21 protein-coding genes are annotated in these 25,174 nt (G+C 44.6%); 15 read left to right on the top strand and 6 right to left on the bottom strand.

The features are described from left to right. Nucleotides 1-185 precede the first annotated feature (185 nt). On the top strand, nt 186-554 hold the full coding sequence (locus tag ACTS60_RS06245; RefSeq protein ID WP_440887529.1) for a PilZ domain-containing protein: 369 nt from the start codon (nt 186-188) through the stop codon (nt 552-554). Between the two features lie 368 nt (nt 555-922). On the opposite strand, the gene ACTS60_RS06240 is transcribed toward ACTS60_RS06245, so the two are convergent. Together ACTS60_RS06240 and ACTS60_RS06235 are read right to left on the bottom strand one after the other, a co-directional pair. Next, nucleotides 923-2,179: an aromatic amino acid transport family protein gene (locus ACTS60_RS06240; RefSeq protein WP_440887528.1), complete on the bottom strand. Its 1,257-nt coding sequence runs from the start codon at nt 2,177-2,179 to the stop codon at nt 923-925. Nucleotides 2,180-2,399: 220 nt separating this feature from the next. Then, nucleotides 2,400-4,613: an EAL domain-containing protein gene (locus ACTS60_RS06235; protein ID WP_440887527.1), complete on the bottom strand. Its 2,214-nt coding sequence runs from the start codon at nt 4,611-4,613 to the stop codon at nt 2,400-2,402. 347 nt (nt 4,614-4,960) lie between these two features. Between ACTS60_RS06235 and ACTS60_RS06230 the strand changes: the two genes are divergently transcribed. The 11 genes from ACTS60_RS06230 to nirD all read left to right on the top strand — a co-directional run bounded on the left by ACTS60_RS06230 (nt 4,961) and on the right by nirD (nt 18,411). Further along, nucleotides 4,961-5,395: a GNAT family N-acetyltransferase gene (locus tag ACTS60_RS06230; RefSeq protein WP_440887526.1), complete on the top strand. Its 435-nt coding sequence runs from the start codon at nt 4,961-4,963 to the stop codon at nt 5,393-5,395. Nucleotides 5,396-5,684: 289 nt separating this feature from the next. Further along, on the top strand, nt 5,685-8,348 hold the full coding sequence (locus ACTS60_RS06225) for a nitrate reductase (RefSeq protein WP_440887525.1): 2,664 nt from the start codon (nt 5,685-5,687) through the stop codon (nt 8,346-8,348). A 20-nt stretch (nt 8,349-8,368) separates the two neighbouring features. Beyond that, nucleotides 8,369-9,274: a uroporphyrinogen-III C-methyltransferase gene (gene cobA / locus ACTS60_RS06220; RefSeq protein ID WP_440887524.1), complete on the top strand. Its 906-nt coding sequence runs from the start codon at nt 8,369-8,371 to the stop codon at nt 9,272-9,274. Beyond that, nucleotides 9,271-10,224, top strand: a complete 954-nt coding sequence (locus ACTS60_RS06215) for a glycosyl transferase family protein (protein ID WP_407833225.1) — start codon at nt 9,271-9,273, stop codon at nt 10,222-10,224. Before cobA ends, ACTS60_RS06215 begins: the two co-directional genes overlap by 4 nt. Before the next feature lie 225 nt (nt 10,225-10,449). Next, a complete protein-coding gene (locus ACTS60_RS06210) occupies nt 10,450-11,367 on the top strand; it encodes a dienelactone hydrolase family protein (protein WP_440887523.1) in 918 nt (305 codons plus the stop codon). A 74-nt stretch (nt 11,368-11,441) separates the two neighbouring features. Further along, nucleotides 11,442-12,023 carry an ANTAR domain-containing response regulator gene (locus ACTS60_RS06205; protein WP_012842515.1) on the top strand — a complete coding sequence of 194 codons (582 nt, stop codon included), beginning with the start codon at nt 11,442-11,444 and terminating at the stop codon, nt 12,021-12,023. A gap of 265 nt (nt 12,024-12,288) precedes the next feature. After that, nucleotides 12,289-13,653 (top strand): CmpA/NrtA family ABC transporter substrate-binding protein, encoded by a 1,365-nt coding sequence (locus ACTS60_RS06200; protein WP_440887522.1) that lies wholly within the window; start codon nt 12,289-12,291, stop codon nt 13,651-13,653. Nucleotides 13,654-13,731: 78 nt separating this feature from the next. Continuing rightward, a complete protein-coding gene (locus ACTS60_RS06195; RefSeq protein ID WP_005375889.1) occupies nt 13,732-14,697 on the top strand; it encodes an ABC transporter permease in 966 nt (321 codons plus the stop codon). An 11-nt stretch (nt 14,698-14,708) separates the two neighbouring features. Next, nucleotides 14,709-15,545 (top strand): ABC transporter ATP-binding protein, encoded by an 837-nt coding sequence (locus ACTS60_RS06190; RefSeq protein WP_053053060.1) that lies wholly within the window; start codon nt 14,709-14,711, stop codon nt 15,543-15,545. A 10-nt stretch (nt 15,546-15,555) separates the two neighbouring features. Then, nucleotides 15,556-18,075, top strand: a complete 2,520-nt coding sequence (gene nirB, locus ACTS60_RS06185; protein ID WP_440887521.1) for a nitrite reductase large subunit NirB — start codon at nt 15,556-15,558, stop codon at nt 18,073-18,075. After that, the gene (nirD, locus tag ACTS60_RS06180) at nt 18,076-18,411 is read left to right on the top strand and encodes a nitrite reductase small subunit NirD (protein ID WP_440887520.1); all 336 of its coding nucleotides are present in this window, start codon (nt 18,076-18,078) and stop codon (nt 18,409-18,411) included. It begins immediately after the preceding gene. A gap of 98 nt (nt 18,412-18,509) precedes the next feature. On the opposite strand, the gene ACTS60_RS06175 is transcribed toward nirD, so the two are convergent. Next, nucleotides 18,510-18,914: a PPC domain-containing DNA-binding protein gene (locus ACTS60_RS06175; protein WP_440887519.1), complete on the bottom strand. Its 405-nt coding sequence runs from the start codon at nt 18,912-18,914 to the stop codon at nt 18,510-18,512. Nucleotide 18,915: 1 nt separating this feature from the next. Next, a complete protein-coding gene (locus tag ACTS60_RS06170) occupies nt 18,916-19,491 on the bottom strand; it encodes a TetR/AcrR family transcriptional regulator (protein WP_440887518.1) in 576 nt (191 codons plus the stop codon). Between the two features lie 284 nt (nt 19,492-19,775). Between ACTS60_RS06170 and ACTS60_RS06165 the strand changes: the two genes are divergently transcribed. From ACTS60_RS06165 to ACTS60_RS06155, 3 genes are all read left to right on the top strand, one after another. Further along, on the top strand, nt 19,776-20,390 hold the full coding sequence (locus ACTS60_RS06165; RefSeq protein ID WP_440887517.1) for a glutathione S-transferase: 615 nt from the start codon (nt 19,776-19,778) through the stop codon (nt 20,388-20,390). Nucleotides 20,391-20,644: 254 nt separating this feature from the next. Further along, nucleotides 20,645-20,905: a hypothetical protein gene (locus ACTS60_RS06160; protein WP_009696295.1), complete on the top strand. Its 261-nt coding sequence runs from the start codon at nt 20,645-20,647 to the stop codon at nt 20,903-20,905. Nucleotides 20,906-20,926: 21 nt separating this feature from the next. Continuing rightward, the gene (locus tag ACTS60_RS06155; protein ID WP_440887516.1) at nt 20,927-22,579 is read left to right on the top strand and encodes a SpoIIE family protein phosphatase; all 1,653 of its coding nucleotides are present in this window, start codon (nt 20,927-20,929) and stop codon (nt 22,577-22,579) included. Between the two features lie 39 nt (nt 22,580-22,618). Here the strand turns inward: ACTS60_RS06155 and ACTS60_RS06150 are convergent, their stop codons facing one another. Together ACTS60_RS06150 and ACTS60_RS06145 are read right to left on the bottom strand one after the other, a co-directional pair. Beyond that, nucleotides 22,619-22,807, bottom strand: a complete 189-nt coding sequence (locus ACTS60_RS06150; RefSeq protein WP_440887515.1) for a hypothetical protein — start codon at nt 22,805-22,807, stop codon at nt 22,619-22,621. A 216-nt stretch (nt 22,808-23,023) separates the two neighbouring features. Then, nucleotides 23,024-25,153 (bottom strand): serine/threonine-protein kinase, encoded by a 2,130-nt coding sequence (locus ACTS60_RS06145; RefSeq protein ID WP_440887602.1) that lies wholly within the window; start codon nt 25,151-25,153, stop codon nt 23,024-23,026. Nucleotides 25,154-25,174: the final 21 nt, after the last annotated feature.

The raw sequence follows: 25,174 nt of genomic DNA, 5'->3' as shown, positions 1-25,174 counted from the left end.
TTACCGAGAATGATGCAAAGACATTGGTAATATAGCATTTATAAAGTTGCATTTCTTGAAAATTAAGTTGTGGTATATAAGTTGCACAACTCACTACAACCAAGCTGTAGTGTAGTGAACGAGAGTAGATTTTAAAATCTCGAGAAATGACATCCAACAATAAGGATATGCTTAGGAGGGCGGTTATGAATAGATTCACAACGTCTTTATCTGGGGGAGTGGCAGGGAAGTCCACACAACAACGTGCGTATTATCGATTACAGTATCCGAATTGTGCGAGGCCAAGTTTACATATCTCTGGTACTAGATACTCGGTTACTGAATTATCGGAACAAGGTTTAAGGTTACTGAAAGCTCACCGTTTTTTAGACGCTGTAGGGGGTAAGGTCAGAGGGGAACTATCCTTACATGATAATACAGAGTTAAAGCTTACTGGTCATGTATTGAGGTTGGAAGCAAACGAAGTGATTGTGAAACTCGAAGAAGGGCCAAGCTTCAAAAACATGCTAGATGAGCAGCGCTTCATGAGAGCAACTTATCCAGAGTTCATGTGATGGCAGCAGCAACCATATCATAGGAAAAATACGCCATCTATTAATGTTCATGTTGCTGTCATAAATATTTAATATTTATATGTATTGTGCAGAAAGTCGTTTTTGGACATAGTGTTATTAAGCCATGAAAAGTGGCTTTTCTAACAATATTGGAGATTGCCTATGCACAACGAAATGATTCAACCATCCCGTTTCGGTATTATCGGTCGTACTTGTATCGCATCAGTGCTAATGATTGCAGGGGTTTTCACTCTCATCCCATGAGCTAGTAACTGCTAGTTACTAATAAGAAAACCAACAAAAAATTCAGGGAATTACCTTAATAACAAGAAGGTATTCCCCTGAAAATTACGTCTAAGTTCTTATTCTTAACTCAGTAAGCTAAAAACCAACGCACTTACTGCAACAATGCCTGTTATCAGTACAAAGTAAGTTGATACTTTCCCACGATACTTCTGTAGCCCTTCCACTTTGTATACCGCCAGCATCGGCATAATAAACAAGATCATGGCAATAACGGGGCCCGACAAAGCTTCCATCATGCCTAGAATGCTCGGGTTCATGATTGCAGCAATCCAAATAGACACAAACAGCACCACGATACTAATTCGATCAACACGTTGCTTTGGCATATTGGAATGCTTAGTGATTAACCCATTCAGGCTTTCACGTGCACCAAGAAAGTGACCTAAAAATGAGGAGGTAATCGCAACAAACGCAACGAGGGGACCAAGCGTTGCAATGAAAGGGTTTTCTGTAGCGTTTGCTAGGTAAGACAATACTGATACATTTTCAGCTTTTGCTTCAGCCAATTGCTCTGGAGAAAGCGCAAGCACACATGAGAAAACAAACAAAAGCACGAAAGCAATCAGCATAACGCTTGTACGGCGTAGAATCAGTTCGGATTTTACATCAGCACCTTCACCGTAGTGTCGGCGTTGTACATTCGCAAAAGTTGAAATAGCAGCAGCGTGGCTGAAAGAGAAGATAACTACAGGAATAGCTAACCACATCGTGCTAGAAAACGACCCCATTTCCGGCGCTTGCATGACGGGCATGCTCCAGTTAGGCATAAGATAAAATGAGAGGAATGCCAAGATCGCAACCAATGGGAATACCATCATTGCGAATGCTCTCAGCATCACTTTCTCACCCGCCATCATGATAGCAATCAAGCTAAACACGAGCACTCCTGACAATAGCGGACGTGGTAGCGGCGCCATACCAGCTTGGTTAACCATAAAACTGTCAACAGTGTTGGTGATGCCCACACCATAGATAAGTAGAATTGGGAAGATAGAAAGAAAGTATAAGATTGAGATTGAACGACCAGATTTCGCGCCAAAGTGCTCTTCAACAACATCTGTAAAATCGGCGTTTTTGATTTTTGATGATAATACAAAACGAGCAAGGCCTCGGTGTGCTAAGTAAGTCATTGGGTAAGCGAGGAGCGCCATAACAACCAACGGCCAGAAACCACCGATGCCCAAGTTAATCGGAAGAAATAGAATGCCAGCACCCACGGCCGTACCAAACAGACTTAATACCCAATGAGTATCATGTTTCGTCCAAGTAGTTGTTGTGTTTAATTCACTAAAATTTAACGTTTCTCGAGATTCTTTCACTTAAAACTCGCCTTTATAAAAATAATAATCGCGCGGATGTTATATGTTTTAGTGATTGTTATCACATTGGCGTGGTGGTGAATCATGCTAGTGAAAAGGTAAAGGTGTAAACTATCGAACCATGAAAATTTGAAAAAAGCGATATATAGTTCTAATTTGAGATGCATAAACTGAAACTATATCGTGAAATTTAATGATTTTTTGGTTTTAGATGTTGTGGTTAAGATTTGTTCGATAACTTTTTAAGGTAGCCCTGCAAAGGAAGTGGCTTAGCAACGCCAAACCCTTGAGCAAACTGAATATTTAGTGATTCTAGTGTCTCTATGTGTGCTTCTGACTCTACAAACTCGGCTACCGTTACAAGCTTCATGCTGCTAGCGACTTGGCTGATGGCTTGAACGATAATTCGGTCATTTTCACTATTAACAATATCTTTGACAAAAGAACCATCCACTTTAAGTACATCAAGTGGCAGGCGACGCAGATAGTCAAAATTCGCATAACCAGTGCCAAAGTCATCTAAGGCAATAGTACAACCAGCCTCTCTCAATAGAGAGAGATTCTCTATAGCTATGGATTCATTTCGAAGCGCATCTGACTCAGTGATCTCAAAACATACCTTTTTGAGGGGAACACCATATATATCGGCGTGCAGTCGAATATTATGTGCCAGTGCCGGAGAGTTTAATGCTTTTGCTGTCAAATTTATGGAGCATTTCCCTAAGTTGTCCCAGTCGACGATATTCTGGCTCAATTTGCAAAATGTATTGGTAATTACCCATTCGTCCAGTTCAATCTCGAGTCCAAATTCATGAATTAATGGAAAAAACTCAGCTGGCGACATGACGCGTGAACCATCTTGGTTCAATCTGAGTAGAACTTCAAAATAGCTCCCGGTATTTTCCGCATTCAACGCTAGATATGGCTGGCAGTACAATTCAAACTTGTTTTCTCTAAAACAAGATTGAATGAAGCTGAGCTTGTTGAGTTTACTTTTGCTTGTGCTTGCTGCGTCTAGCCAGTTAATCGCTAGATTGCTTTGAGGTAGTTGCTGACACAGTTTGGAAACTAAAGCTTCGACATTGTCACTTTCAGCAATATCGACACACTGAATGGTTCGTTTCACTAAACTCACCGAGCTATCTTCAAAATAGAAGTAGAAGTCATCAAGTAATTGAATCAGCTGTTTAAGCTCAGTATTAATGTACGGAAGACGTGGAGCGAAACATATCAAACCATTTGCAAAAGGCGGCAAGTAAGCACGCTGCAAGTACTCTGTGTTTTGTGCGAGGTATTGGCTCAATTGTCTCATCAACTGAGCTTGGCCTTGGTGGCCTAATCCATTTAATTTTGAAAGTGTTGGCTTTAAGTCGATATATATCAAAACCGCATTAGATTTTGACGATATATCCTCTTGCAGTTGAGAGAGTGTGTGTAGGCCAGTAAAACTGTCAACACGCTCTTTTTCTACGGCTTGACGTGCTGTTATATAGTTTTTAATTGTGTGGGCGCCAAGCAGAAATGTTAGCATCGACAATACAAACAAGACCAAAAGCATGCTGTATAAATGCTCTTGTTGGATAAGCTCAGCATTGTATTGATTTACTATATTTTCTACACAAATCAATAATGTAGTTGATGCGACGAGAAATGGTCTAATCAAACCGAACTTACCAAGTCCGACTCCCACTAAACAGAGCAAAGATAGACAGAGTGTATTGATCAAAAGTGGGTTATGTGACGTAACCGCTCCAAGCAATATCATCCCACAAATAATGAGCCATACTCGATAACCTTGTTGAGAGGGTTGACTCTTCAGCATAGTGAGATCTAGCCTGAAATAAGGAGACTTATTACCATCAAGAGCATAGCTAAAGCCCAGACTCAACAGAGGGGTCAGGGTCATGTGTGTGAGTACGCCACTGAGTATTGAGTAAGAGAAAAAGTCAAAAGATAGTGGGGAGTGCTCAATATATATATGGCTCATACTCCATAGCGTGACAGTGTTCGCTATTGGATAAAGCAGGCCGAGAATAAGCACATAATACCCAAGCTTTAACGTATAGTTTGAGTCTTCAATAGAGATCAGCGCTCTTTTATATAGAGCAGTAAATACAAGCGGGATGCAAGGAAGAAGAGACGAAAACAATAGTGCAACGTTAATAGGTCGTCCGGATACTACTAAATAGTAAAACAGTAAACTAACACAAAGTGTCGGTAGTGCTTTCCAACCAGATCTAAGTAAAGCAGATACGACTAAAGCAGCAGTGAATGACAGCACCTGGACGCTGTCTTTAGACACGACAAAAAAGCTTGAAATAACGAAGCTGACTTGAACGGCAACAAATAGTAGGACTTGTATTCCCAGCCACTGCCAAATGGATAGTTTCTTGTCGAACGCAGAACGACTTTGTTCGAGACAGTATAACGACATTAATCAACTACACTTAAAATAAAGAATAATAAAAACAAAAAGTTAGCCTTATAAAAATAGTTGAAACTAATAATAGGACAAAACTAACTAGTAAGTAACGAGCCATTAATAGGCTCTGTCATGCACCTTTTTTGTTATTTCTATCTGTAAGTGCGCGAAACATTTTACAAAATTATGGCAATAAGTAAACTCTAATAGGAATGCTGTTCCATTAAATGGTGTATTGTTACTACTTGCATTTTAGTCAGGGTGATAGAGAACTATTAGTTTAACTGGCTGAAAAATATTAAGCTTCAGTATTAATCTCAGATATTACACTTTAGATCAGAACATAGAACCAAAACATCATGGAATTAGTTATTACCCAAAAGTCAGATCTTGACGCTATTTTTCAGCTAGAGCAGAAATTGTTTGGTCATCACGCTTACCCTCGATTTTTCTTTCGGCAAGCATTTGATTGTTGGCCGCAAGGCTTATTGATTGCCAAAGAAGAAGAGCAAATTAAGGGTTATGTACTGATGGCGACAAGCGATGAGCAAAACACACATTGGATCTTGTCACTTGCGGTTGATAGCCAACATAGAGGCAAAGGGATTGCACGTTTACTTGTAGAAGCGGCTCTAACTAAAGCCAGCGCGGGTTCTGTCGTCAAACTGACTGTCGACCCAAACAATGCGCCGGCTTACAAGTTGTACACTTCATTAGGCTTTAAGGTTCTGGAAAAAGAAGAAGATTATTTCGGTGATGGAGAGCCGAGACTGGTCATGGCACTAGCCCGTTAATCTTGCACTTCTGTGATTCAAACTCGCACCTAATCAGTGCATTGCCAATTATAAAGTGAAAGCTTGTTTTGTTAAGTTATTGAAATATAGTTAAATATAAAATTGGCATCGGGTTTGCAATTTAGATTATGTTCATCGTTAACTCGATGCGCCGCTTTCCCTTAGCAGGCGGTGAAGCGGATAGGGTATTACTTTTTGAGCTTTTATAGGCAATGCAGCCTCTCTCGTTTCGGGAGAGGTTTTTTTTCGCTTGTAGCTCGTCATTCTAAGGAAAGAATCAGGGGGCGGAATGTCGCAAGGATGCAAGAAAACCACTTGTCCCTATTGTGGTGTTGGATGTGGTGTCGAGGTTAATGCGAAAGGAATAGTTGGAGATGCATGCCATCCTGCGAATGCAGGGTCACTGTGCGTAAAGGGCGTCGCGTTGGCAGAGAGCTTGAATATGCCTTCGCGTTTGTTGTATCCAAAGCTTATCACTAAGCAGCGAACTCAAGGACGGGAAGTGCAATGGCAACAGGCTACGGATCTGATTGCTGAAAAGATCCATCAAGCAAAAGCGGAGTTTGGACCTGACTCCGTCGCGATGTACGTGTCAGGTCAGTTGCTAACGGAGGACTATTACGTCGCCAACAAACTCATGAAAGGCTATGTTGGCAGCGCAAACATCGATACTAACTCGCGTTTGTGTATGTCTTCGGCGGTTGCGGCTCATGTACGAGCATTTGGCGAAGATGTCGTTCCCGTCAATTACGACGACATTGATAATACCGAGCTGTTGGTCATCTGCGGTGCGAATACCGCTTGGACGCACCCTGTTTTATTTCGACGTATTCAACAAGCGAGAGAAAACAATCCTAACCTCAAGCTGGTGGTCATTGACCCGCGCGAAACGGTCACAGCGCAGCAAGCGGATTTGCATCTACCGATTAAAAACGATGGGGATGTGTCACTTTTTAATGGGCTGCTCAAGTTTCTTATCGAGCAGCAATGCATTGAATCTAAGTACATAAATTCCTATACCGACGGGTTTGATGCGCTTGCAGAAGAAGTTTTCGACTCGCGTTACAGTGTCGCTAATCTAACGTCTTCCATTGGCATTTCAGAAGAAAAACTCACTACATTCTTCCAATGGTTCGCACAAAGCCCAACCGCAATCACATTGTTTTGCCAAGGGGTAAACCAAGCCGAAAATGGTGTCGATAAAGGCAATGCCATTATTAATGCACATTTGGCGTCAGGTAAAATTGCCAAGTCAGGTTGCGGGCCGTTTTCTATTACAGGTCAGCCGAATGCGATGGGTGGACGAGAAGTTGGTGGATTGGCAAATCAATTAGCGGTTCATCGTGCTTTTGACGCAGAGTCTATCAAGCAAGTGCAGGCGTTTTGGGATTCACCAGAAATTGCCACTCAGCCCGGTTTAAAAGCCGTTGAACTGTTTGAGGCGGTAGAACGTGGTGAGATTAAAGTTCTGTGGATCATGGCAACCAATCCTGTTGTCTCTTTGCCAGATAACCAATTGGTAAAACGAGCACTAGAGATTTGTCCGTTTGTGATTGTTTCCGATATCACAGCGGATTCGGATGTCGCGCATTACGCGGACCTGTTGCTGCCCGCCGCTGGCTGGGGGGAGAAGCAAGGCATGGTGACCAACTCTGAGCGTCGACTTTCAAGGCAGCGCCAGTTTCAAACGCCTCCGGGTGAAGCAAAATCAGATTGGTGGGCGATAAGCCAAGTCGGACAAGCTCTGTGTGCATTGGAAAAGACACAAAATGGCTTTGCGTTTACTTCTGAGCGGGCGGTATTCAGGGAATATGCGGCGATGACAGGCATGAATGCAGATTCACCTTTGAAGTTCGACCTGTCTCAACACGCGAACTTAACCGAGCAAGAATACGAAGAGTGGATGCCAACACAATGGGGAGGAGAGCGTCCTTTTGCTGATGGCGTCTATTCGCACCCAGATGGTAAAGCGCGTTTTGTCGTGACCAGTGAATCTCCGACGCGTTTAGAGAGAACAAAAGGCTGGTGGCTCAATACGGGCAGGCAACGCGACCAATGGCATACCATGACGCGCACAGGTCATATCGCCCACCTTGCAGCCTCTGAGTTAGAACCAACCGTGTACATGAACACACTCTCTGCTACTCAAAATCGCTTAAAAGCAGGACAACTCACCAAGCTGTTTCAGCCTGCTTCAAACACCAGCATTTATGCCAAAGTTGCCATTGATGAAGGTTTAGGTTTTCAAGAGCTGTTTATGTCAATGCACTGGGCGGGTCGATATGGCGGCGAAAGCAGTGTTAACGCGATAATAAACAGCGCAAAAGACCCTCTTTCTGGGCAGCCTGCATTTAAGTCGTCTTATGTTGAAGTGCAGGGCGCGGCGGTAAAAACCTACGGTATGTTTATCGGTACACAGTTTGATTCCGGCAAGTTTCTCTACAGCGCATTTCAATCAGAAAGCAATCTGGGCATTTGGCGCTTTGCACACCATAAACGACCAAAAAAGCAGAGTTTTTGTCGAGCAGAAAAGAGCCGCAGGATTACGATAGATATTGCCCAAGGTTGGCTAGCGGTGGATTACGACCTCGTTGGAGACGTTCGTATCATTCGTTCTGTTTTGGTGGTGTCTAGCGAACCGATTCAAACCGACTACACCAACTTTACCGGCTTGATTGGCAAACCGACGGAGCTATCGCAACTGCTTACCATCACTCAATCGCAAAGCAGTGCCAAACTGGTTTGTAGTTGTTTCCGTGTCACCGATAAACAAATACATGACGCGATGGAGAAACAAGACTGCACGTCACTGACTCAACTTCAAAACAAACTCAAATGCGGGACTAACTGTGGCTCGTGCGTTTCTCAAATCAAACAAATGGTCGACAGCCATCAGCATCAAAAGGGCAAACAGCAAGCGAACCAGCAAAGTTTGGCTATTCAAATAAAGTAAGTCATAAAGAGGATAAGCACATGGAAGCGCCTTATCAAAAGTCTTGGTTTAAGAAAGGACAAGCGAGTCAGAAACAAGAAGGCTCGTCTCGCTTTTCTAAGCATGACCAAGCAAGCAAACTGAACCAACTTTTAGAAAATCACTCCGCAGGTCTAGATGCGAACCACAAAGGTTTTGTCTCGATTGTTGGGGCAGGGCCGCACGATCCTGACTTGTTAACCGTGAAGGCTGTGAAAGCGATTATGTCGGCAGAGGTTCTGCTGTACGACCGTTTGGTTAACAAAGATATTTTGGAGTTGGCTTCGCCACAAGCCGATTGGATTTACGTGGGCAAACGATGCGGACAACCTAGTATAGGTCAGGAAGAAATCTGTGACTTGATGGTATCGCTCGCTCAACAAGGAAAGCGAGTTGTACGCTTAAAAGGGGGAGATCCTTTCGTATTTGGTCGTGGAGGCGAAGAGGCGTTAGCGCTCGTCAAACACTCAATCGCGTACGAAGTCATACCGGGTATTACCGCTGCGATTGGATGTTCAGCAAACAGCTTGATTCCGCTGACTCATCGTGGCGTTGCTCGCAGCGTTACCTTTGTGACAGGGCAAGTGGTAACAGGCGCATTTGAAGCGTGGAGCCAACTGATGCAAAGCGGACAAACGTTAGTCTTCTATATGGGGTTAGAAAAGTCATCGCAAATACAAACGGGTTTAATCAACTCCGGTTTGAGAGCAGATTTCCCTGTCGCGATCATCACTCATGGTTGTAGCCCTCAACAACAAGTGCACGTTACACAGCTCAATCAGCTCAATGATTTATCGATTACACTTAAGGGCGTGAGCCCAGCATTGATTGTGATGGGAGAAGTTGTCAAACTGCGCGAACAACTAATAGAAGCCGTACAGTCAGTGACGGAATACGAGGGAATATGAGCAGCATTTTGGAGTGTATCAGAACAGTCGGTCGTGGTGAACGTGGACGAAAACCACTGAACTTTGACCAAGCGTTTCGAGTTATGGATGAATACCTAAACGGAGAGTGCGACGACGATCAGATGGCGATGTTATTGATGCTGATCCGCGTACAGAACGAGACTCAACAAGAAATCGCAGGCTTTGTGAAAGCATTCCAATCCCGCATGCCTGCTATTGGTGCAGACATTGACTGGCCATGTTATGCAGGCAAACGTGAAGCGGCAGGTCAGCCTTGGCACCTGTTGGCAGCGAAGATTCTCGCCGATAATGGTCATAAAGTGCTGATGCACGGCTATCACGATCGTCAATCTGGTCGTTTACACGCAGAAGATTACCTCGACAAGTTTGATATCAACAAAGCGGAATCAGCAGAAGACGCGAAGCGTGTGTTAGAAACACAAAACATTGTGTATCTGCCGCTGAGTTCGTTTGCACCTCAAGCAGAAACCATGATTGGTTGGAAGAATCGTTATGGGCTTAGAACGCCGATTAATACCGTGGTTCGAGCACTGAACCCGGGGCAGGCGACCGTCGGTATTCGTGGTAGCTTCCATCCTGGATTCCAACAACTTCATGCTGAAGTCGAATATGAGATTGGTCAAACCGCTCACGCCGTTGTGTCATTCAAAGGACAATCGGGTGAGTCAGAATACAACCCGAAAGTAAGCCAAACGGTATGGTTAAGCCAAACAAGCGGCGTGACATCGCACTACTGGACGGAGCAAATGTTGTCTGAGGTGCCAATGCCAGTAAATTGCCCGTTTGGTACGTCAGAAGATGACATGAACCAAATGGCGAATACGGTTTTAGCGACGATGACAGTGGTTCTATTTGCACAAATGCACGAAAGAGAAAAAGCATTCGAACGCGCCTTCTCTTACTGGCAAGCATATTGCGGCCAGCAATAACGTACTATTGTCAATGAATGCAAAACCAACGACGTAAAGTTGTTGAATCTGAATCCATTATCTATTGTTTGAAGAAGGTAAAAGATCCTAGCTCGCCAATGTGTGTTTCACCGCTGCGTTCCTTATCAGGGGTGAAACCACCGTTCAAGAATCAGTCGCGTTCAACTTCGTTTCGCCGCTGAGAGTTTGAAATAAACATATGGTAAGACGTAGAGGACATGGATAATGGTTCTAAAGCATACCCCTCCCAAACAAAAGGCTTCTCATCCTATCCCGCAAGAAGCCTTCGATTGGTACGATGAATACGCTCACGGAAAGATCTCACGCCGCGAGTTCCTAAATCGACTTGGTGGACTCGCAGTACTGGGTTTTAGCATGACAGCACTGGTCGATGCGTTAACTCCGAATTACGCACTGGCAGAACAAGTTTCATTTAACGATCCTGACATCAAAGCAATCTACGAAACCTTCCCGTCCCCAAACGGGCATGGAGAAGGGCGTGGTTATTTGGTAATGCCACAGAAGAAGACCTTAAAATCACCGACGGTGTTGGTGATTCATGAAAATCGCGGATTGAACCCTTATATCAAAGACGTGGCTAGGCGACTCGCGAAAGACGGCTTTATTGCTTTTGCCCCAGATGCCCTATACCCACTTGGTGGTTATCCGGGGAATGATGATGAGGGTCGCGCCATGCAGAAAGAGATGGACAGAGCCAAGATCGAGCAAGACTTTATTGCGGCGGCTAATTTCATCAAACAGCACGAGGATGGGAACGGTAAGTTGGGGGCGGTCGGGTTCTGCTTCGGTGGTTATATTGTCAATATGCTTGCAGCAGTGATACCCGATGAGCTCGATGCAGGTGTGCCTTTCTATGGAACACCAGCGGCACAAGAGATCCAAAAGCAAGTCAAAGGGCCGTTGATGATTCACTTTGCAGGACTCGATAAGCGTGTTAACGACACATGGCCCGCTTATGAACAGCAATTGATTGCAACCGACGCACAGTATCAAGTGCTAATGTATGAGAACGTCAATCACGGTTTCCATAACGACTCAACAGCCCGCTATGCGCCAGAAGAAGCTGCGCTCGCCTGGGAACGCACACTAGGATTCTTCAAAGAACATCTCGCTTCCAGTTAGTAACGCTTCAACCTTAGTTGGCACAGTCCTTGTTATGTCTCTCTTAGTGAGTGAGATATAAACAAGGAATGTGCATGACTCAATCTACGTCAAAAACACCCATCATAGTATGCTGTGATAGCCTCCAAGAGCAGGCTCGATTGTCCGGCTTATTGAGCAAAGATTACGACAACATCATTGGCTGCCAATTGGCACAACTAGAAACGCTAATGCAACGAGAACCGTCGGCAAGCGTTGTGGTTGGATGGCAGCAACCAACCGCGGAACTGCGTTTGATCGTCGATTTCTGTCGCAGAAAATCGGCACCACTTCTTATCGTCTTAAAGCAATTATCATCCAATGATATCAATCGCTTATCGGAAAAAATGGACTATGTTCTTATGCCGCACGATAGTGAGTTTGCACTTCAACCTTGGATTGAACATGCGACATTAGTGAGAGCGAAATTCGAAAGTATGCAATCGGAAATTGAATCGCTGACCCACAAGATTGAAGAGCGCAAGCTGGTGGAAAAAGCCAAAGGCCTGCTGATGAAGATGCACAGCGTTGATGAAGAACAGGCTTATAAAGCGCTTAGAAATTCAGCCATGCAATCGAGCCAAACGCTCGCACAAGTTGCCAAGAATTTGATAACAACTTTGGAGGTGCTTGATTAGTTGCTCTACCACTTTGGGGTTAGGGTGTATTTTCTAACGTGGTGCGTGTTGCACTATCAGCAAGCAATAACAGGGAATAACAAACGGCAATATATACTAATCTATTGTATTTACAGTGAAAAATAAGTTGGCACAGTAATTGGATTAGTAGATTTGGGTTTATTGTTGAATCGCTTATCTCAATTATCAACGGCGGTAATTGTAGACTTAGCAACGGCGCTACTGCTCTTTGGAGTAGTGGCGCTTTTTTTATGGGAGCAAACCAATGAAATGGAGTTCGATGCTGAAAGTGTCAGCAATTTCGTTATCGGTATTCACCACGGTCAGCGTAAAGGCAGAGTTGGGTGAGCCAGAAATTGAAGACCTGAAGTTTGGTTTTATTAAGTTAACCGATATGGCACCGCTGGCGGTTGCTTATGAGAAAGGCTTTTTTGAAGACGAAGGCTTGTACGTCACTTTAGAAGCGCAAGCAAACTGGAAGGTGCTATTAGACCGAGTCATCGATGGTGAGCTTGCTGGCGCGCACATGCTTGCTGGTCAGCCATTGGGCGCAACGATTGGTGTCGGCACAAAAGCAGAAGTGATTACCGCGTTCAGTATGGATTTGAACGGCAACGCAATCACGGTTTCCAATGATACTTGGGAACAGATGAAGCAGTACATTCCAAAACAACCAGATGGCAAACCTGTTCACCCAATCAAAGCGGATGCACTGAAGCCTGTGGTCGACAGCTATCTGGATAAAGGCAAACCGTTCAACATGGGCATGGTGTTCCCTGTATCGACGCACAACTATGAGTTGCGATACTGGTTAGCGGCAGGTGGGATTCATCCAGGCTTTTATGCCCCAGAATCAGGCGATAACAGTGGCCAGTTGGATGCTGACGTCCTATTGAGTGTTACACCGCCACCACAAATGCCAGCAACAATGGAAGCGGGCACGATCAAAGGGTACTGCGTAGGCGAACCATGGAACCAACAAGCTGTATTCAAAGGCATTGGTACGCCCGTCGTGACCGATTACGAGATCTGGAAGAACAACCCAGAGAAAGTATTTGGTGTTTCTAAAGCTTGGGCTGAGAAGTATCCAAACACGCACATTCGCGTAGTGAAAGCCTTGATTCGAGCTGCACATTGGTTGGATGAAAACGACAATGCCAACCGCCAAGAAGCAGTGAAGATGCTATCAAAAAGCGAATACGTCGGAGCCGATGCCGAAGTTATTGCCAACTCAATGACCGGCACGTTTGAATACGAGAAAGGCGACAAACGAGACGTGCCAGACTTCAACGTGTTCTTCCGTCATAACGCCACTTATCCGTATTACAGCGATGCGATTTGGTATCTGACTCAAATGCGCCGTTGGGGACAAATCTCAAGCGAGAAATCCGATGATTGGTACATGGATGTCGCAAAAGAGGTTTACCGTCCAGATATCTACCAACAAGCGGCTCAAGCACTGATTGCAGATGGTGTGTTGAGCAAAAAAGACTTCCCAGATTTCAGTGCTGAAGATGGTTTCCGTGCGCCGCAAACACACTTTATAGACAACATCGTTTATGACGGTCGCGAGCCAAATAAATATCTAGAGAAGTTCTCTATCGGGCTGAAAGGAAAAGACAAGGTTTAACCATAACGATAAAGATAAACGCCACAGGCGAGAGGATTCGCTTGTGGCAACAAGGATGTAAATTTCTTAGGAGTGAGTATGTCTAGTAATGTCATTTCCCTTTTTCCTGCTAAGCAGGTAGTGAACCGAAGTCGGTTGGTGCTTTTACCCGTCATTGGTTTGCTGATCTTTTTGGCAATGTGGCACTTAGCAGCGAGAGAAGTGCAAACCTCATTAGGTACGCTACCGGGACCGGTGCAAACTTTTCAGCAGTTCAGCAACCTTGTCGATGACCATTGGCAAGAGCGAGAAAAGGAACAAGCGTTTATCGAACGTCAGGAAAAACGAAATGCTGCGAAGTTAGCCAAGAATCCAGACGCGGAAGTGAAGATTCGTCCTTACACAGGTAAGCCGACGTTCTTCGACCAAATCATAACAAGCTTAGTGACTGTAACTGCGGGCTTTTTGTTGGCGACGGTTATCGCGATTCCGCTTGGCATCGTGCTTGGTCTTAATCAGGGGTTGTATCAAGCGTTCAACCCAATCATTCAATTGCTCAAGCCTGTATCACCTTTGGCTTGGCTGCCTATCGTCACTATGGTCGTGAGTGCCACTTATGTGAGTGATGATCCGATGTTTGCTAAGTCGTTCATCAACTCACTGATCACTGTGGCGCTGTGTAGCTTATGGCCGACGCTGATTAATACCGCTGTGGGTGTAACGAGCGTTGATAAAGACTTAATCAACGTGAGCAAAGTGCTTCAACTTTCGTGGTGGCAGCACATTCGTACCATCGTTTTACCTTCTGCCATTCCAATGATCTTCACTGGTTTACGTCTCTCTTTAGGTATCGCTTGGATGGTGTTGATTGCGGCAGAAATGCTCGCTCAGAACCCAGGGTTAGGCAAGTTCGTTTGGGATGAATTCCAAAACGGCAGCTCGGCATCATTGGGTCGTATTATGGTCGCAGTCATCACAATCGGCTTTATTGGATTGATGCTCGATAGAGGCATGTTGCAACTTCAAAAGTGGCTGTCTTGGAATAAACAACAAGCGTTGAGATAAGGGAAAAGATCATGGAAAAAGCATTATTAGATCTAACGAGATTAGGGATGCGATTCCCAACGCCAGATGGCGAGTTCATCGCGCTTAAGAACGTCGATTTACAAATCAATAAAGGTGAGTTTGTATCCCTGATTGGCCACTCTGGCTGCGGTAAATCAACGGTATTGAACTTAGTTGCGGGTCTACACATGCCAACAGACGGCGGCGTGATCGTCGATGGACGAGAGGTGGCAGGACCGGGACCCGACCGCGCAGTGGTGTTCCAAAACCATTCATTATTGCCTTGGTTAACCGTGTATCAAAACGTTGAGCTCGCAGTAAAACAAATTGCTGGCAAAAAGGGCAAAGCGTGGATTCAGGAGCAAGTGAACCACTATTTAGAGTTGATTCAAATGCAGCATGCCGCGCACAAAAAGCCGGATGAAATCTCCGGGGGTATGAAGCAGCGAGTCGGCATCGCGAGAGCACTGGCACTTCAACCGAAGGTTCTACTGATGGATGAACCGTTTGGCGCGTTGGATGCGTTAACACGTGCACACCTACAGGATGCACTGATGAAGATTCAAGCCGAGCTAAACAACACTGTCATCATGATTACCCACGACGTGGATGAAGCCGTGCTGCTATCCGACAAAATCGTGATGATGACTAACGGACCGGCAGCAACCATTGGTGAAGTGTTAGAAGTGAATCTACCTCGCCCTCGTGAGCGTGTCGCACTGGCGGATGATGCGCAGTATCAGAAGTGTCGACAAGCGGTGCTGAAGTTCCTTTACGAGAAGCAATCCAAAGTCGAGATTCCTGTTTCGAAAGAAGACAAACCCAAAACCGCAGCGCAAACGGCATAAGGAGGCAGCGATGAACAGTCCTTTAACGATTCCAGTAAAGAACGCATTAAGCCACATCGTTGTGGTAGGCAACGGTATGGTCGGGCAACACCTCGTCGAGCAATTAGTGCAGAAAAACGCGCATTTGGAGCACCGAATTACCGTGATTGGTGCAGAGCGCTTTATCGCGTATGACCGTGTACAACTTTCTTCTTTATTTGCGGGTAAGTCTCATGATGATTTGATGCTGAGTAATCAAGAATGGTACGACATGCATGGCATCCAACTCGTACTTGGTAGCCAAGTAACTGGCATCGACAGAGAGCAAAAGCGCATCCTACTTGATGGTGAAGATGTGCTGGGTTACGACCAACTTGTGCTCGCGACCGGTTCATACCCATTTGTGCCGCCAATTGAAGGTAAAGACCGCGATAACGTGTTTGTCTACCGCACTCTTGATGACCTTTCACAAATCAAAAAGGCATGTGAAGGCGCAAGAACGGGCGCCGTGATTGGCGGTGGATTGTTGGGTTTAGAAGCGGCAAACGCACTCAAACTATTGGGGTTAGAAACTCACGTTATTGAATTTGCGCCTCGCCTGATGCCCGTACAGTTAGATGATGGTGCCGGCTTAGTGCTAAAAGAGAAGATTGAAGCGCTAGGGCTAACCGTTCACACCTCAACGGGTACGGAACGAATCTGCGATGGTGAAACGGCTAAGCATCGTATGGTGTTTAAAGACAAAGATCCTCTCGAAGTGGATGTGATTGTCTTCTCCGCAGGCATTCGCCCTCAAGATGAGTTAGCAAGGCTGGCTGAGCTAGAAGTAGGCGAGCGAGGTGGCATTGTGATTAACAACCAATGCCAAACCAGCGATGAGAACATATACGCGATTGGCGAATGTGCTCTTTGGGAGCAGAAGATCTTTGGTTTAGTCGCACCCGGTTACACCATGGCGAGAACCACTGCCGATGTCTTGACTGGGATGCCAAGCGAAGGTTTCAAAGGGGCAGACATGAGCACCAAACTCAAGCTGCTTGGGGTGGATGTGGCGTCTATCGGCGATGTACAAATGCAAACCGAAGGCGCACAAGAAATGGTCTTGCAAGATGCGGTCGCAGGCATCTACAAAAAGCTGGTGGTTGATGCGAGTGGTACCCAATTACTTGGTGCGATTCTCGTCGGTGACAACAGCGACTACGATGCGCTCCTACAGTGTTATTTGAACAAAACGGTCCTGCCAGACCACGCGGCGAACCTGCTGTTTGATACCGGAATGCTTGATGGAGAGATGCCAGACAGCGCCATTATCTGTTCTTGTCACAACGTCACAAAAGGTGACTTAGTTGCCGAGATACAAGCTGGCACCACCAACCTGACGGACCTCAAAGCCAACACCAAAGCCGGTACTGGCTGTGGTGGGTGTAGCAATATGGTGAAGTCGGTATTGGATACTCAACTGGCAGCTATGGGGGTAGAGGTTAACAACCACCTTTGTGAGCATTTTGAGTTAAGTCGCCAAGAGATGTTCCATATTTGCCAAGTGGAACAAATCAAAGACTTCGACACCTTAATTGCACTGCATGGCAAAGGGCATGGGTGTGATATCTGTAAGCCGACAGCAGCATCTGTATTTGCTTCTTTGTGGAATGAACACATCATGGAGCCACAGCATCAATCTCTGCAAGATTCTAACGATGCTTTTATGGCAAACCTACAAAAAGATGGCTCTTACTCGATAGTGCCTCGTGTTCCGGGCGGCGAAATCACACCAGATAAACTTATCGTACTTGGTGAAGTCGCTCAGCAATACGATCTGTACACCAAGATCACTGGCGGTCAGCGCGTGGATTTATTTGGTGCGCAGTTAGAACAGCTTCCTGAAATCTGGCAAAACTTGATTGATGCTGGTTTTGAAACAGGGCACGCCTACGGCAAATCAGTGCGCACCGTGAAATCTTGTGTGGGTTCTACTTGGTGTCGTTATGGTGTTGATGATTCAGTTGGTTTAGCCATTGAGTTAGAGAACCGCTACAAAGGATTGCGAGCGCCCCATAAGCTTAAGTTTGCCGTATCGGGTTGTACTCGCGAGTGTGCAGAAGCGCAAAGTAAAGACATTGGGGTGATCGCCACTGAAAACGGCTGGAATCTATACGTTTGTGGTAATGGCGGCATGAGGCCACGACATGCAGATTTATTTGCATCCGACCTATCCAAATCAGAGTTAATCACTATGATCGACCGAGTCTTGATGTTCTACGTCAGTACCGCAGATCGCTTGCAGCGCACGTCGGTTTGGATGGAGAACATGGAGGGGGGCTTAGACTACCTTAAACAAGTAATTCTGGATGACTCTCTCAACCTATGTGATTCATTGGATGAGCAAATGGCACGAGTCATAGATACCTATCAATGTGAGTGGAAGAGTACGTTGGATAATCCTGAGAAACTGCAACGCTTCCGTCCTTTTTTGAACAGCACGTCGGGCAGCAAAGTCTTACCGTACCAGCGTGTGCGCGGTCAGCGTATTCCGGTGAAACAGGAGGTGTAAATGGCAGCAATAACCAAAGTGAAATTGTGTCAGCTTGATGACTTAATGCCGTTTATCGGTGCCACGGTGTTGATTGAAGGTGAGCATGTCGCGTTATTCTACATTCCTGATAGCGGTGTTTACGCAGTTCAGGATTGGGACCCAATTGGTAAGGCTTATGTGATGAGTCGAGGGATTGTCGGTGATATTGATGGTGAGATGTGTGTTGCATCACCACTGTACAAACAGCATTTCAGCTTAAAGAGCGGGCAATGTTTGGAAGACGATGCGCACTGCCTAAAAACGTGGCAAGTAACGGTCGACGATAATCAGGTTTGTTACTTAGTCGAAAAATGATCCTCGAAATTAGCTTGCTCGATATGAGTAAATTCTTAGCGTAAGAGATAAGCGAATAAAGCTCCAGAGACAGCACAGTAAGGCTCTGGAGCTTTTTGCTATTTGGAAGGATTCACTTGTAGTTCGGTATAGCCAGTCGATTCGTCCATCGCTCTGGTAAACTCAAGTTCTGGATAAGAATGGATGATCAATTCTGCGGTAGTATCAATCACTGTACCTTCTAGCAAATGCCCACCCCAAACTCGTCCTTCACGATCAGATACCGAGATATGAACGTGTTGATGTTCAGGCGTTAGGGTTCCCATCACAGAGACGATTTCAAATGGCTCTTGTTTGGTTAACGTACCCTCTGCACCTGCCAAACGAAGGTTGAGGTCAGAGACACAGCCAACGCATGAGGCAATCGAGCCTGCTTTGATACCATGCTGCTCGACCAATTTCGCTAGGCTCAGCTTTAAGTCCATGCCTTTGGTAAGACGTACTGCTATCACTTCAATCGACATGTTACTTCCTAATCAAAACCAGCAAGCAGGAAAGCGCCGTATCCAAATCGGCATAACGTTTGGCTTTGCCAAGCACGCGCATACCTTGCATGTTGTTGAGAACAAAACGAGCAAGCTCTTCTGGTTTCAGCGTTTTCGGCACTAAGGTTTCTTTTTGTGCATTGGTCAGCGCATCCGCGATGATGTCGATAAGATGGTCAAACAAAAAATGCCCTTTGCGCAGTACGTCATCGTCTTCATCAGCGTGCTCAATCAACGCATTTTGGATAAAACACCCACAGCTGCGTTTGCGTTGCAGCTCAGCAAAAGATTTAAGGAACGATTCTAATTCAGGTAAAGACGCGTCGTCTTTTTCCAGATCATTCAGTGAAGGTAGCGAGACCTTTTTCAAGTAGGTATCGAGCGCTTCGTAGTAGAGCTGTTGCTTGTCACCGTAGGTGTTGTAAAGGCTGAAGCGGTTGATGTTCAACTCGTCGGTGAGATCCGAGATAGACGTGTTCGCAAAGCCCTTGCGCCAAAACACATCCATAGCCACGAGAAGCTTTTCATCTCGGTCGAAGTTGGCTTTTCTTGCCATAAATTACCTGCCTGGGTCTGCTTATCGGGTAATTAAATTGCTTTGGAGGGATGGTACAGAGAACCTCTAGCGTTCGAACTGAACCAATATGATGAATACCCATCTATTCTTGGGTATCAGCCCCCAAATTCATGTGAACTAACAAACGGCATCAAAAATCTCGCTCAGCAAACAGACCCAAAACTGTTTGAAAATTTTTGATAATGAAGTTCTTGACTGATCGTTTATAAACTGACTACAGTATATCCTAACCAATCGGTTAGAAAAAGATAAAAGGATGTGAAATGAAACTGTATGAAACCGCAATGACTCCAAGTTGTAAGCGAGTTAGCATTTTTCTAAAGGAAATCGGTGGAGAGGTTGAGCGAGTAGCGCTGAATGTGCGCGAGGGCGATAACCTATCTGAAGCGTTTAAATCGAAAAGTGTGAACGGCAAAGTGCCTCTACTGGAATTGGATGATGGCACGACGATCTGTGAAAGCGTGGCGATTTGTCGCTACCTAGATGAAGCGTTTGAAAATGATCTGGCGCTGTTTGGTGCTAACCAGCTCGAACGTGCTCAGGTGGAAATGTGGCATCGCGTTGTCGAATTCCAAGGTTTGTACACGGCTTTTCAGGCGTTTCGCAATATCACAGCAATTTACCAAGACCGTGAAAACTGTGTGGCTGCGTGGGGTGACGAGTCGAAATCTCGCGTATTAGAATTCCTACCAATTCTTGACAAGCGCCTATCAGAAAGCGAGCACATCGCCACGGACAACTTCACCATCGTAGACATTACCGGCTACATTTTTGTTGGTTTTGCCGTAAATGGTTTGAGTATTGAAGTGTTCGAAACCTACCCAAATATTGCACGTTGGTTTGAACAAGTATCGGTGCGTGAAGCGTTTCAAGGCTAACTTCTAGCGTGATTTTTCTAAGCAGCAAGGCTTTTGTAGACTTGCTGCTTTTTGTCGTTTTAAGCGCAAAGATCTTCAATTTGTTCAGGTTTTCTCTTCTTTTTCTGCCTTTCTCCTATAATTAACTCTGTTAATGCAACAACATCAATTGGCTCTCACGGCGTTTTGGAACCTTGAGTTCTTAGTTTGTAGACGTCCCAATCATTATTGGACTTCACCAAGTAATGAAGGACACCAAGCGACAAGGAGAGGTTATGCGTGTTCGAAGTAAAACCATCAATGGCGTGTTGTGTACGCTGCTCGTAGCGTCTGTGTGCGGACTCGTTGCCATGTATCAAAACCACAGTCAGCAGCATCAACAAATCGAGTTGCTGCGTGGGCAATTGATGGAAAAAGAAAACCAAATCGTCATCTCGAATGAGGCGTTGTCTTACACTCGTTATCAACATCAACTTTTAGCGGAAGATTACAGCCGTTTCAGAGATGAGCAATCCATAAGTAGTGTGTTGCCATAAAGCAAACAGGCAAGGAGAGGTATGAAGTCCATATTGTTGGTCGACGACAGCAAAACGGTCTTGCTCTACATGACCAGTGCATTGCAAAAGCAAGGGTACGAGGTCATTGCCGTTGAAGATGGTGAGTCTGCGTTAGAAGTGCTGACTCACCGAACTGACATTCAGTTTGTCCTCAGTGATTTGATGATGCCGGGTATCAGTGGCATTGAGCTTTGCCGTGAGCTTAAATCGTCGGCGTTTTCTCGTTATATCTTCTTTGTTCTTCTCTCTTCCCGTAACGATCAAGAATCCATCATCAAAGGCATGGATGCAGGCGCCGATGACTTTGTCGACAAGAAGACATCTGTAGAGGAACTACAAGCGCGCATCCGAGCGGGCTTTCGTACCTTAGAACTGCACAACACGCTCACGACAAAAAACCAAGAGCTCGATTTAGCGTATCAAACCATTCAGCAGGATTTGGATTCTGCCGGAGAGTTAATGGGGCAACTGTTGCCCGTGGAAGAACAAATTCACACGGCACAATTTAGCTTCACTTATGTCCCTTGTACCAAGATCGGTGGGGACATGTTGGGCTATGTCGAGCTGGATGAGTCCCACGTTGCGTTTTATGTCTTCGATGTCTCCGGGCACGGTATTTCTTCGGCGTTGATGGCATTCTCGATTCAACAAACTTTGTCACAACGTAACAAATCGGAGTCGATAACGTTAGACTGGAGCGACAACGAATACCGCATCAGTGAGCCTGCTGCTGTGATTGAAAGGCTTAATCGACGTTACCAGCAAACGCAAAACAGCAAGCTCTATTTCACTATCGAATACGCCGTGTTGAACACCGAAACTGGTGAACTGAATTATTGCACTGCAGGACATCCTAAATTTGTTTGGCAACAGACGGAACAAAACCGCTTGGAACTTGTTGGTGACAACAACTTCATCGTCGGGGCATTGGAGCCGATGATGTACCAAGGTGGAAGTATCCAACTCAAGCCCAATGACGCGCTTTGGTTCTTCTCCGATGGCTTATTGGAAGCCAAGCAAGGCGAGGAGCTTTACGGCATTGACCGACTGCTAGCTAACATCGAAGGGAGTAAAGCGATGCCAGAAAAGGCACAAACCAATTCCGTTTTGGAGCAAGTGCAAAGCTGGCAAGGAAAACCAGAAATCGACGATGATGTGAGCTTGTTGAAAGTGCAATGGTTGGGCTGTGCACAATCGCAAGCCGTTAAGTCGACAAGTTCGCTATTTCAGAAATCCTATCAGGCGTCTTTAGAAGTTTCACGCCAAGCGAGTCTCGAATTGGTTGAGTTCCTTCAACAACATTCGGTTTCTTCTCATGCCATGCAAGCGTTGGAGTTATGTGTGGTAGAACTAATGAACAATGCGTTTATTCATGCCTACCAAGAACAAGCAGGAAAAATGGTTGAGTTAGAATGCGAAGTGCTTCGAGGGGAAAAAACAAAAGTTGAACTGCGCGTGGCTGATTATGGAAGCGGTATTGATGACGATACGTTCAAAGGTCGCATCTCTAAGCAGATTGAAGCCCCCAACTTGCTCGATGAAAACAGTTGGTTGCCTTCAGGGAGAGGTATTATATTAATTTCTCAAATGACGGATGAGTTTACCGTATCGATAAAAGGTGAAAGGAACATATATATCGTCACCATTTACTGACCGCTGAATAAATAACAAGAATAATCTCAAGTTTGCTTACTATTCGTCATTCGTATCGCCAATGGATAGGAGCGCATCTAGTTCATCTTTGGAAAGGATGTCCATTATACTCGCGTTTATATGGGATGGTTCTAAAGATAATAGTGCTTTATCTATCAGGCATTTCTTTTGCGGATCGGTTAGATCATCTAGCTTAGCTAGCAATTCTCTAAAACGTACATCTTCCATTGCGAAATCTCCCATGGGAACATTCAGAGTGTAGATGTATTTACGGGAATTGCCAAAGTCTCCCATCGAAGCCAATAATGAATATCCAATTATTGTGCTATCCCTTGCGGAATGAAGCGTTGACAGTGAAAACATGTCTACGTCGCAAAGTGACAAGGGATAGTATGGCTGAACTAGGAGCTGAACATAAGGTTACTATGTCAATTGTATCTATGCTTATCCTTGACCCGTCTGTTGCAACAGGGCGTTGGCTTTTTGCATTGCTCGTCTTGCACTTTTCGACTTACGCTTATTTAAAAGGATGTCTGAAAAGTGTAGATACTTATTGGCAATTTGGAATTTAAACGCATTAATATCTTCAAAGTTTTCAGGAAAACGTTTAGACAGCAAATTCAGATCATCAACGAGTTTGTCGAGATGAACTGTTGTTTTCGCCTTATCTAAACGGAAGTGCAAGCCATCGAAATCTTCTTTATACAGAACTTTTGCGGCTTGAGCTGGGAAAGGTAGGGGCGTATTTGAGTCTAAAGATTGTAAGTACAGCTTCATCTCTAGGATTGAGTCTTTCATCTGATTGCTAGTGATGAGTTTCTCTTGATAGTCCTTAACGTCAGCAAAAAATGTGTTGCCAACTTTTAATAGTGTGACAAGAGATGCAGCATCTTTTTCCTTAAGTGCTTCAGTCAATTGCTGTCCAAATACTTCAGAGGCAAGCGAACTAGGTACAAAGCGGTACTCTTTATGAATCGTTGTTAAATCATGATTAAGATCATAAATAGAACGTACATCAGGCTCTTTTACGTAGCGAGACTTTTCAAGGTGGCTGTTGATTTTACGAGATATTGATAGCAAAGTCGAATGCTTGCTGGATTGGATGTCTACGGATAATACTTCGACTTTATGAGAGTCTGGATAGTAAGCTCTCGCATTAGATAGAACAACTTCAATCTGATCATAGTTTGGGTAACTATTGTTGTTTGTGTTTAGAATACTATCAAGCTCGGATTCAAACTGTCCAAGAATACTGTCTTTGTGTACACGTAAGTAACCTTCCCTGATAATAGGGTGAAGGTCCTCCCCACTGTCAATGAGTTGCTTGGCCTCACTCGCCGGTATCTCAAGCAAACTTAGTTGGTCACTTAATGCTTCTTGACTTTGCTTTAAGGCTAACGCTAATGAGGAGACTTTGGCTTGTTGGTGTTGGAAAGTAAAGGCTACCCCAACTATCAGAGCTACTGTAGCAGCCAGTGGAGTAATTAACTTCCAGTAATTTTTGTTAAGTTGAGCCAGTAGTCGTTGTGCATTTACATCATCACTCACACTACCTTTACTAAGGATAGAGGCTAACACAGACCACTTACCAAGAGGGAGATTCTTGGGTTTTGTCGCCTTTAAGCCGTTCTTTAAGGCCTCATTGACAGGTGTTCTATTGTAGGGGTGTTTGCAAGAGAGCAACTCATAAATAATGCAGCAAAAAGCAAATAAGTCATCTTGAAACGTTGGATTTTTTCCTTCAAGAACGTTCTGTGATGCGTAATTTGGAGTGTATCCCAAAGTGTCAATATTTTGAGATTGTCTTTTTGCAGCATACTGATCTTGTTTTACTTTGTGAGTTTTTGATACCCCAAAATCTAGCAGTTTCACGCTACCTTCTGGCGTTAGCATAATATTTGCAGGCTTTAGGTCGGCATGAACAATCCCTTTGGTATGAGCATAATCAAGGGCTCTAAGTGCCTGATCAACAATACTCATCGTTGCGGAAAAAGATAACCCATTTGGCCTAGAGCGCTGAATTAACTGTTCTAGAGTTTCACCATCAACATATTCCATGACTAAAAAGTATACGTCACCATCTACGCCGAAATCATAAACTCGGAGTATATTGGGATGACTTAATTTTTGAGTTTGTTGAGCTTCTCTAATGAGCATTCGAGCGGTTTCTGGTTGTTCAGCAAACTCATTTTGAAGGATTTTAAGTGCGACATGAGGATTGTCAGCTCCAGATGAATCAAGAATTAGATCTTTAGCCAAATAGACGTCACAGAGCCCTCCGTGTCCAATCAGAGATTCTATTTCATACCGATTCTTAATTACCTTTCCGGTAAGAGACCTTTCACGCTGAGACGATGTTGTATTGGTTGAACTATGCTCGTTATTTTTAATCTTCTCCTTGTTGCAAATTTGAGATGTCTTTTCATTTTTCACCGTATTTTCTTTGAAGTTAGCCTCTCTTTTTAAATCTTTATTATTAATTTTATTCCGGTCTTCATTTTGACTTTTTACTACTTTCGTTTTATCACCATCAGATATATTACTAATAGATCTATTTTTATTACTATCTACCATCACAAAAAGCTCCATAAATAA

Source organism: Vibrio sp. WZ-1 (assembly GCF_052037695.1).
In the GTDB taxonomy this organism is placed as follows: domain Bacteria; phylum Pseudomonadota; class Gammaproteobacteria; order Enterobacterales; family Vibrionaceae; genus Vibrio.
This window is presented reverse-complemented; position numbering and strand designations above follow the sequence as displayed.

Excerpts from the sequence above, each read along its gene's own strand:
- ACTS60_RS06245 (WP_440887529.1), top strand. The coding sequence starts at position 186 with ATGAATAGATTCACAACGTCTTTATCTGGGGGAGTGGCAGGGAAGTCC.
- ACTS60_RS06235 (WP_440887527.1), bottom strand. The coding sequence starts at position 4,613 with ATGTCGTTATACTGTCTCGAACAAAGTCGTTCTGCGTTCGACAAGAAA.
- ACTS60_RS06230 (WP_440887526.1), top strand. The coding sequence starts at position 4,961 with ATGGAATTAGTTATTACCCAAAAGTCAGATCTTGACGCTATTTTTCAG.
- ACTS60_RS06225 (WP_440887525.1), top strand. The coding sequence starts at position 5,685 with ATGTCGCAAGGATGCAAGAAAACCACTTGTCCCTATTGTGGTGTTGGA.
- cobA (WP_440887524.1), top strand. The coding sequence starts at position 8,369 with ATGGAAGCGCCTTATCAAAAGTCTTGGTTTAAGAAAGGACAAGCGAGT.
- ACTS60_RS06215 (WP_407833225.1), top strand. The coding sequence starts at position 9,271 with ATGAGCAGCATTTTGGAGTGTATCAGAACAGTCGGTCGTGGTGAACGT.
- ACTS60_RS06210 (WP_440887523.1), top strand. The coding sequence starts at position 10,450 with ATGGTTCTAAAGCATACCCCTCCCAAACAAAAGGCTTCTCATCCTATC.
- ACTS60_RS06205 (WP_012842515.1), top strand. The coding sequence starts at position 11,442 with ATGACTCAATCTACGTCAAAAACACCCATCATAGTATGCTGTGATAGC.
- ACTS60_RS06200 (WP_440887522.1), top strand. The coding sequence starts at position 12,289 with ATGAAATGGAGTTCGATGCTGAAAGTGTCAGCAATTTCGTTATCGGTA.
- ACTS60_RS06195 (WP_005375889.1), top strand. The coding sequence starts at position 13,732 with ATGTCTAGTAATGTCATTTCCCTTTTTCCTGCTAAGCAGGTAGTGAAC.
- ACTS60_RS06190 (WP_053053060.1), top strand. The coding sequence starts at position 14,709 with ATGGAAAAAGCATTATTAGATCTAACGAGATTAGGGATGCGATTCCCA.
- nirB (WP_440887521.1), top strand. The coding sequence starts at position 15,556 with ATGAACAGTCCTTTAACGATTCCAGTAAAGAACGCATTAAGCCACATC.
- nirD (WP_440887520.1), top strand. The coding sequence starts at position 18,076 with ATGGCAGCAATAACCAAAGTGAAATTGTGTCAGCTTGATGACTTAATG.
- ACTS60_RS06175 (WP_440887519.1), bottom strand. The coding sequence starts at position 18,914 with ATGTCGATTGAAGTGATAGCAGTACGTCTTACCAAAGGCATGGACTTA.
- ACTS60_RS06170 (WP_440887518.1), bottom strand. The coding sequence starts at position 19,491 with ATGGCAAGAAAAGCCAACTTCGACCGAGATGAAAAGCTTCTCGTGGCT.
- ACTS60_RS06165 (WP_440887517.1), top strand. The coding sequence starts at position 19,776 with ATGAAACTGTATGAAACCGCAATGACTCCAAGTTGTAAGCGAGTTAGC.
- ACTS60_RS06160 (WP_009696295.1), top strand. The coding sequence starts at position 20,645 with ATGCGTGTTCGAAGTAAAACCATCAATGGCGTGTTGTGTACGCTGCTC.
- ACTS60_RS06155 (WP_440887516.1), top strand. The coding sequence starts at position 20,927 with ATGAAGTCCATATTGTTGGTCGACGACAGCAAAACGGTCTTGCTCTAC.
- ACTS60_RS06150 (WP_440887515.1), bottom strand. The coding sequence starts at position 22,807 with ATGGAAGATGTACGTTTTAGAGAATTGCTAGCTAAGCTAGATGATCTA.
- ACTS60_RS06145 (WP_440887602.1), bottom strand. The coding sequence starts at position 25,153 with ATGGTAGATAGTAATAAAAATAGATCTATTAGTAATATATCTGATGGT.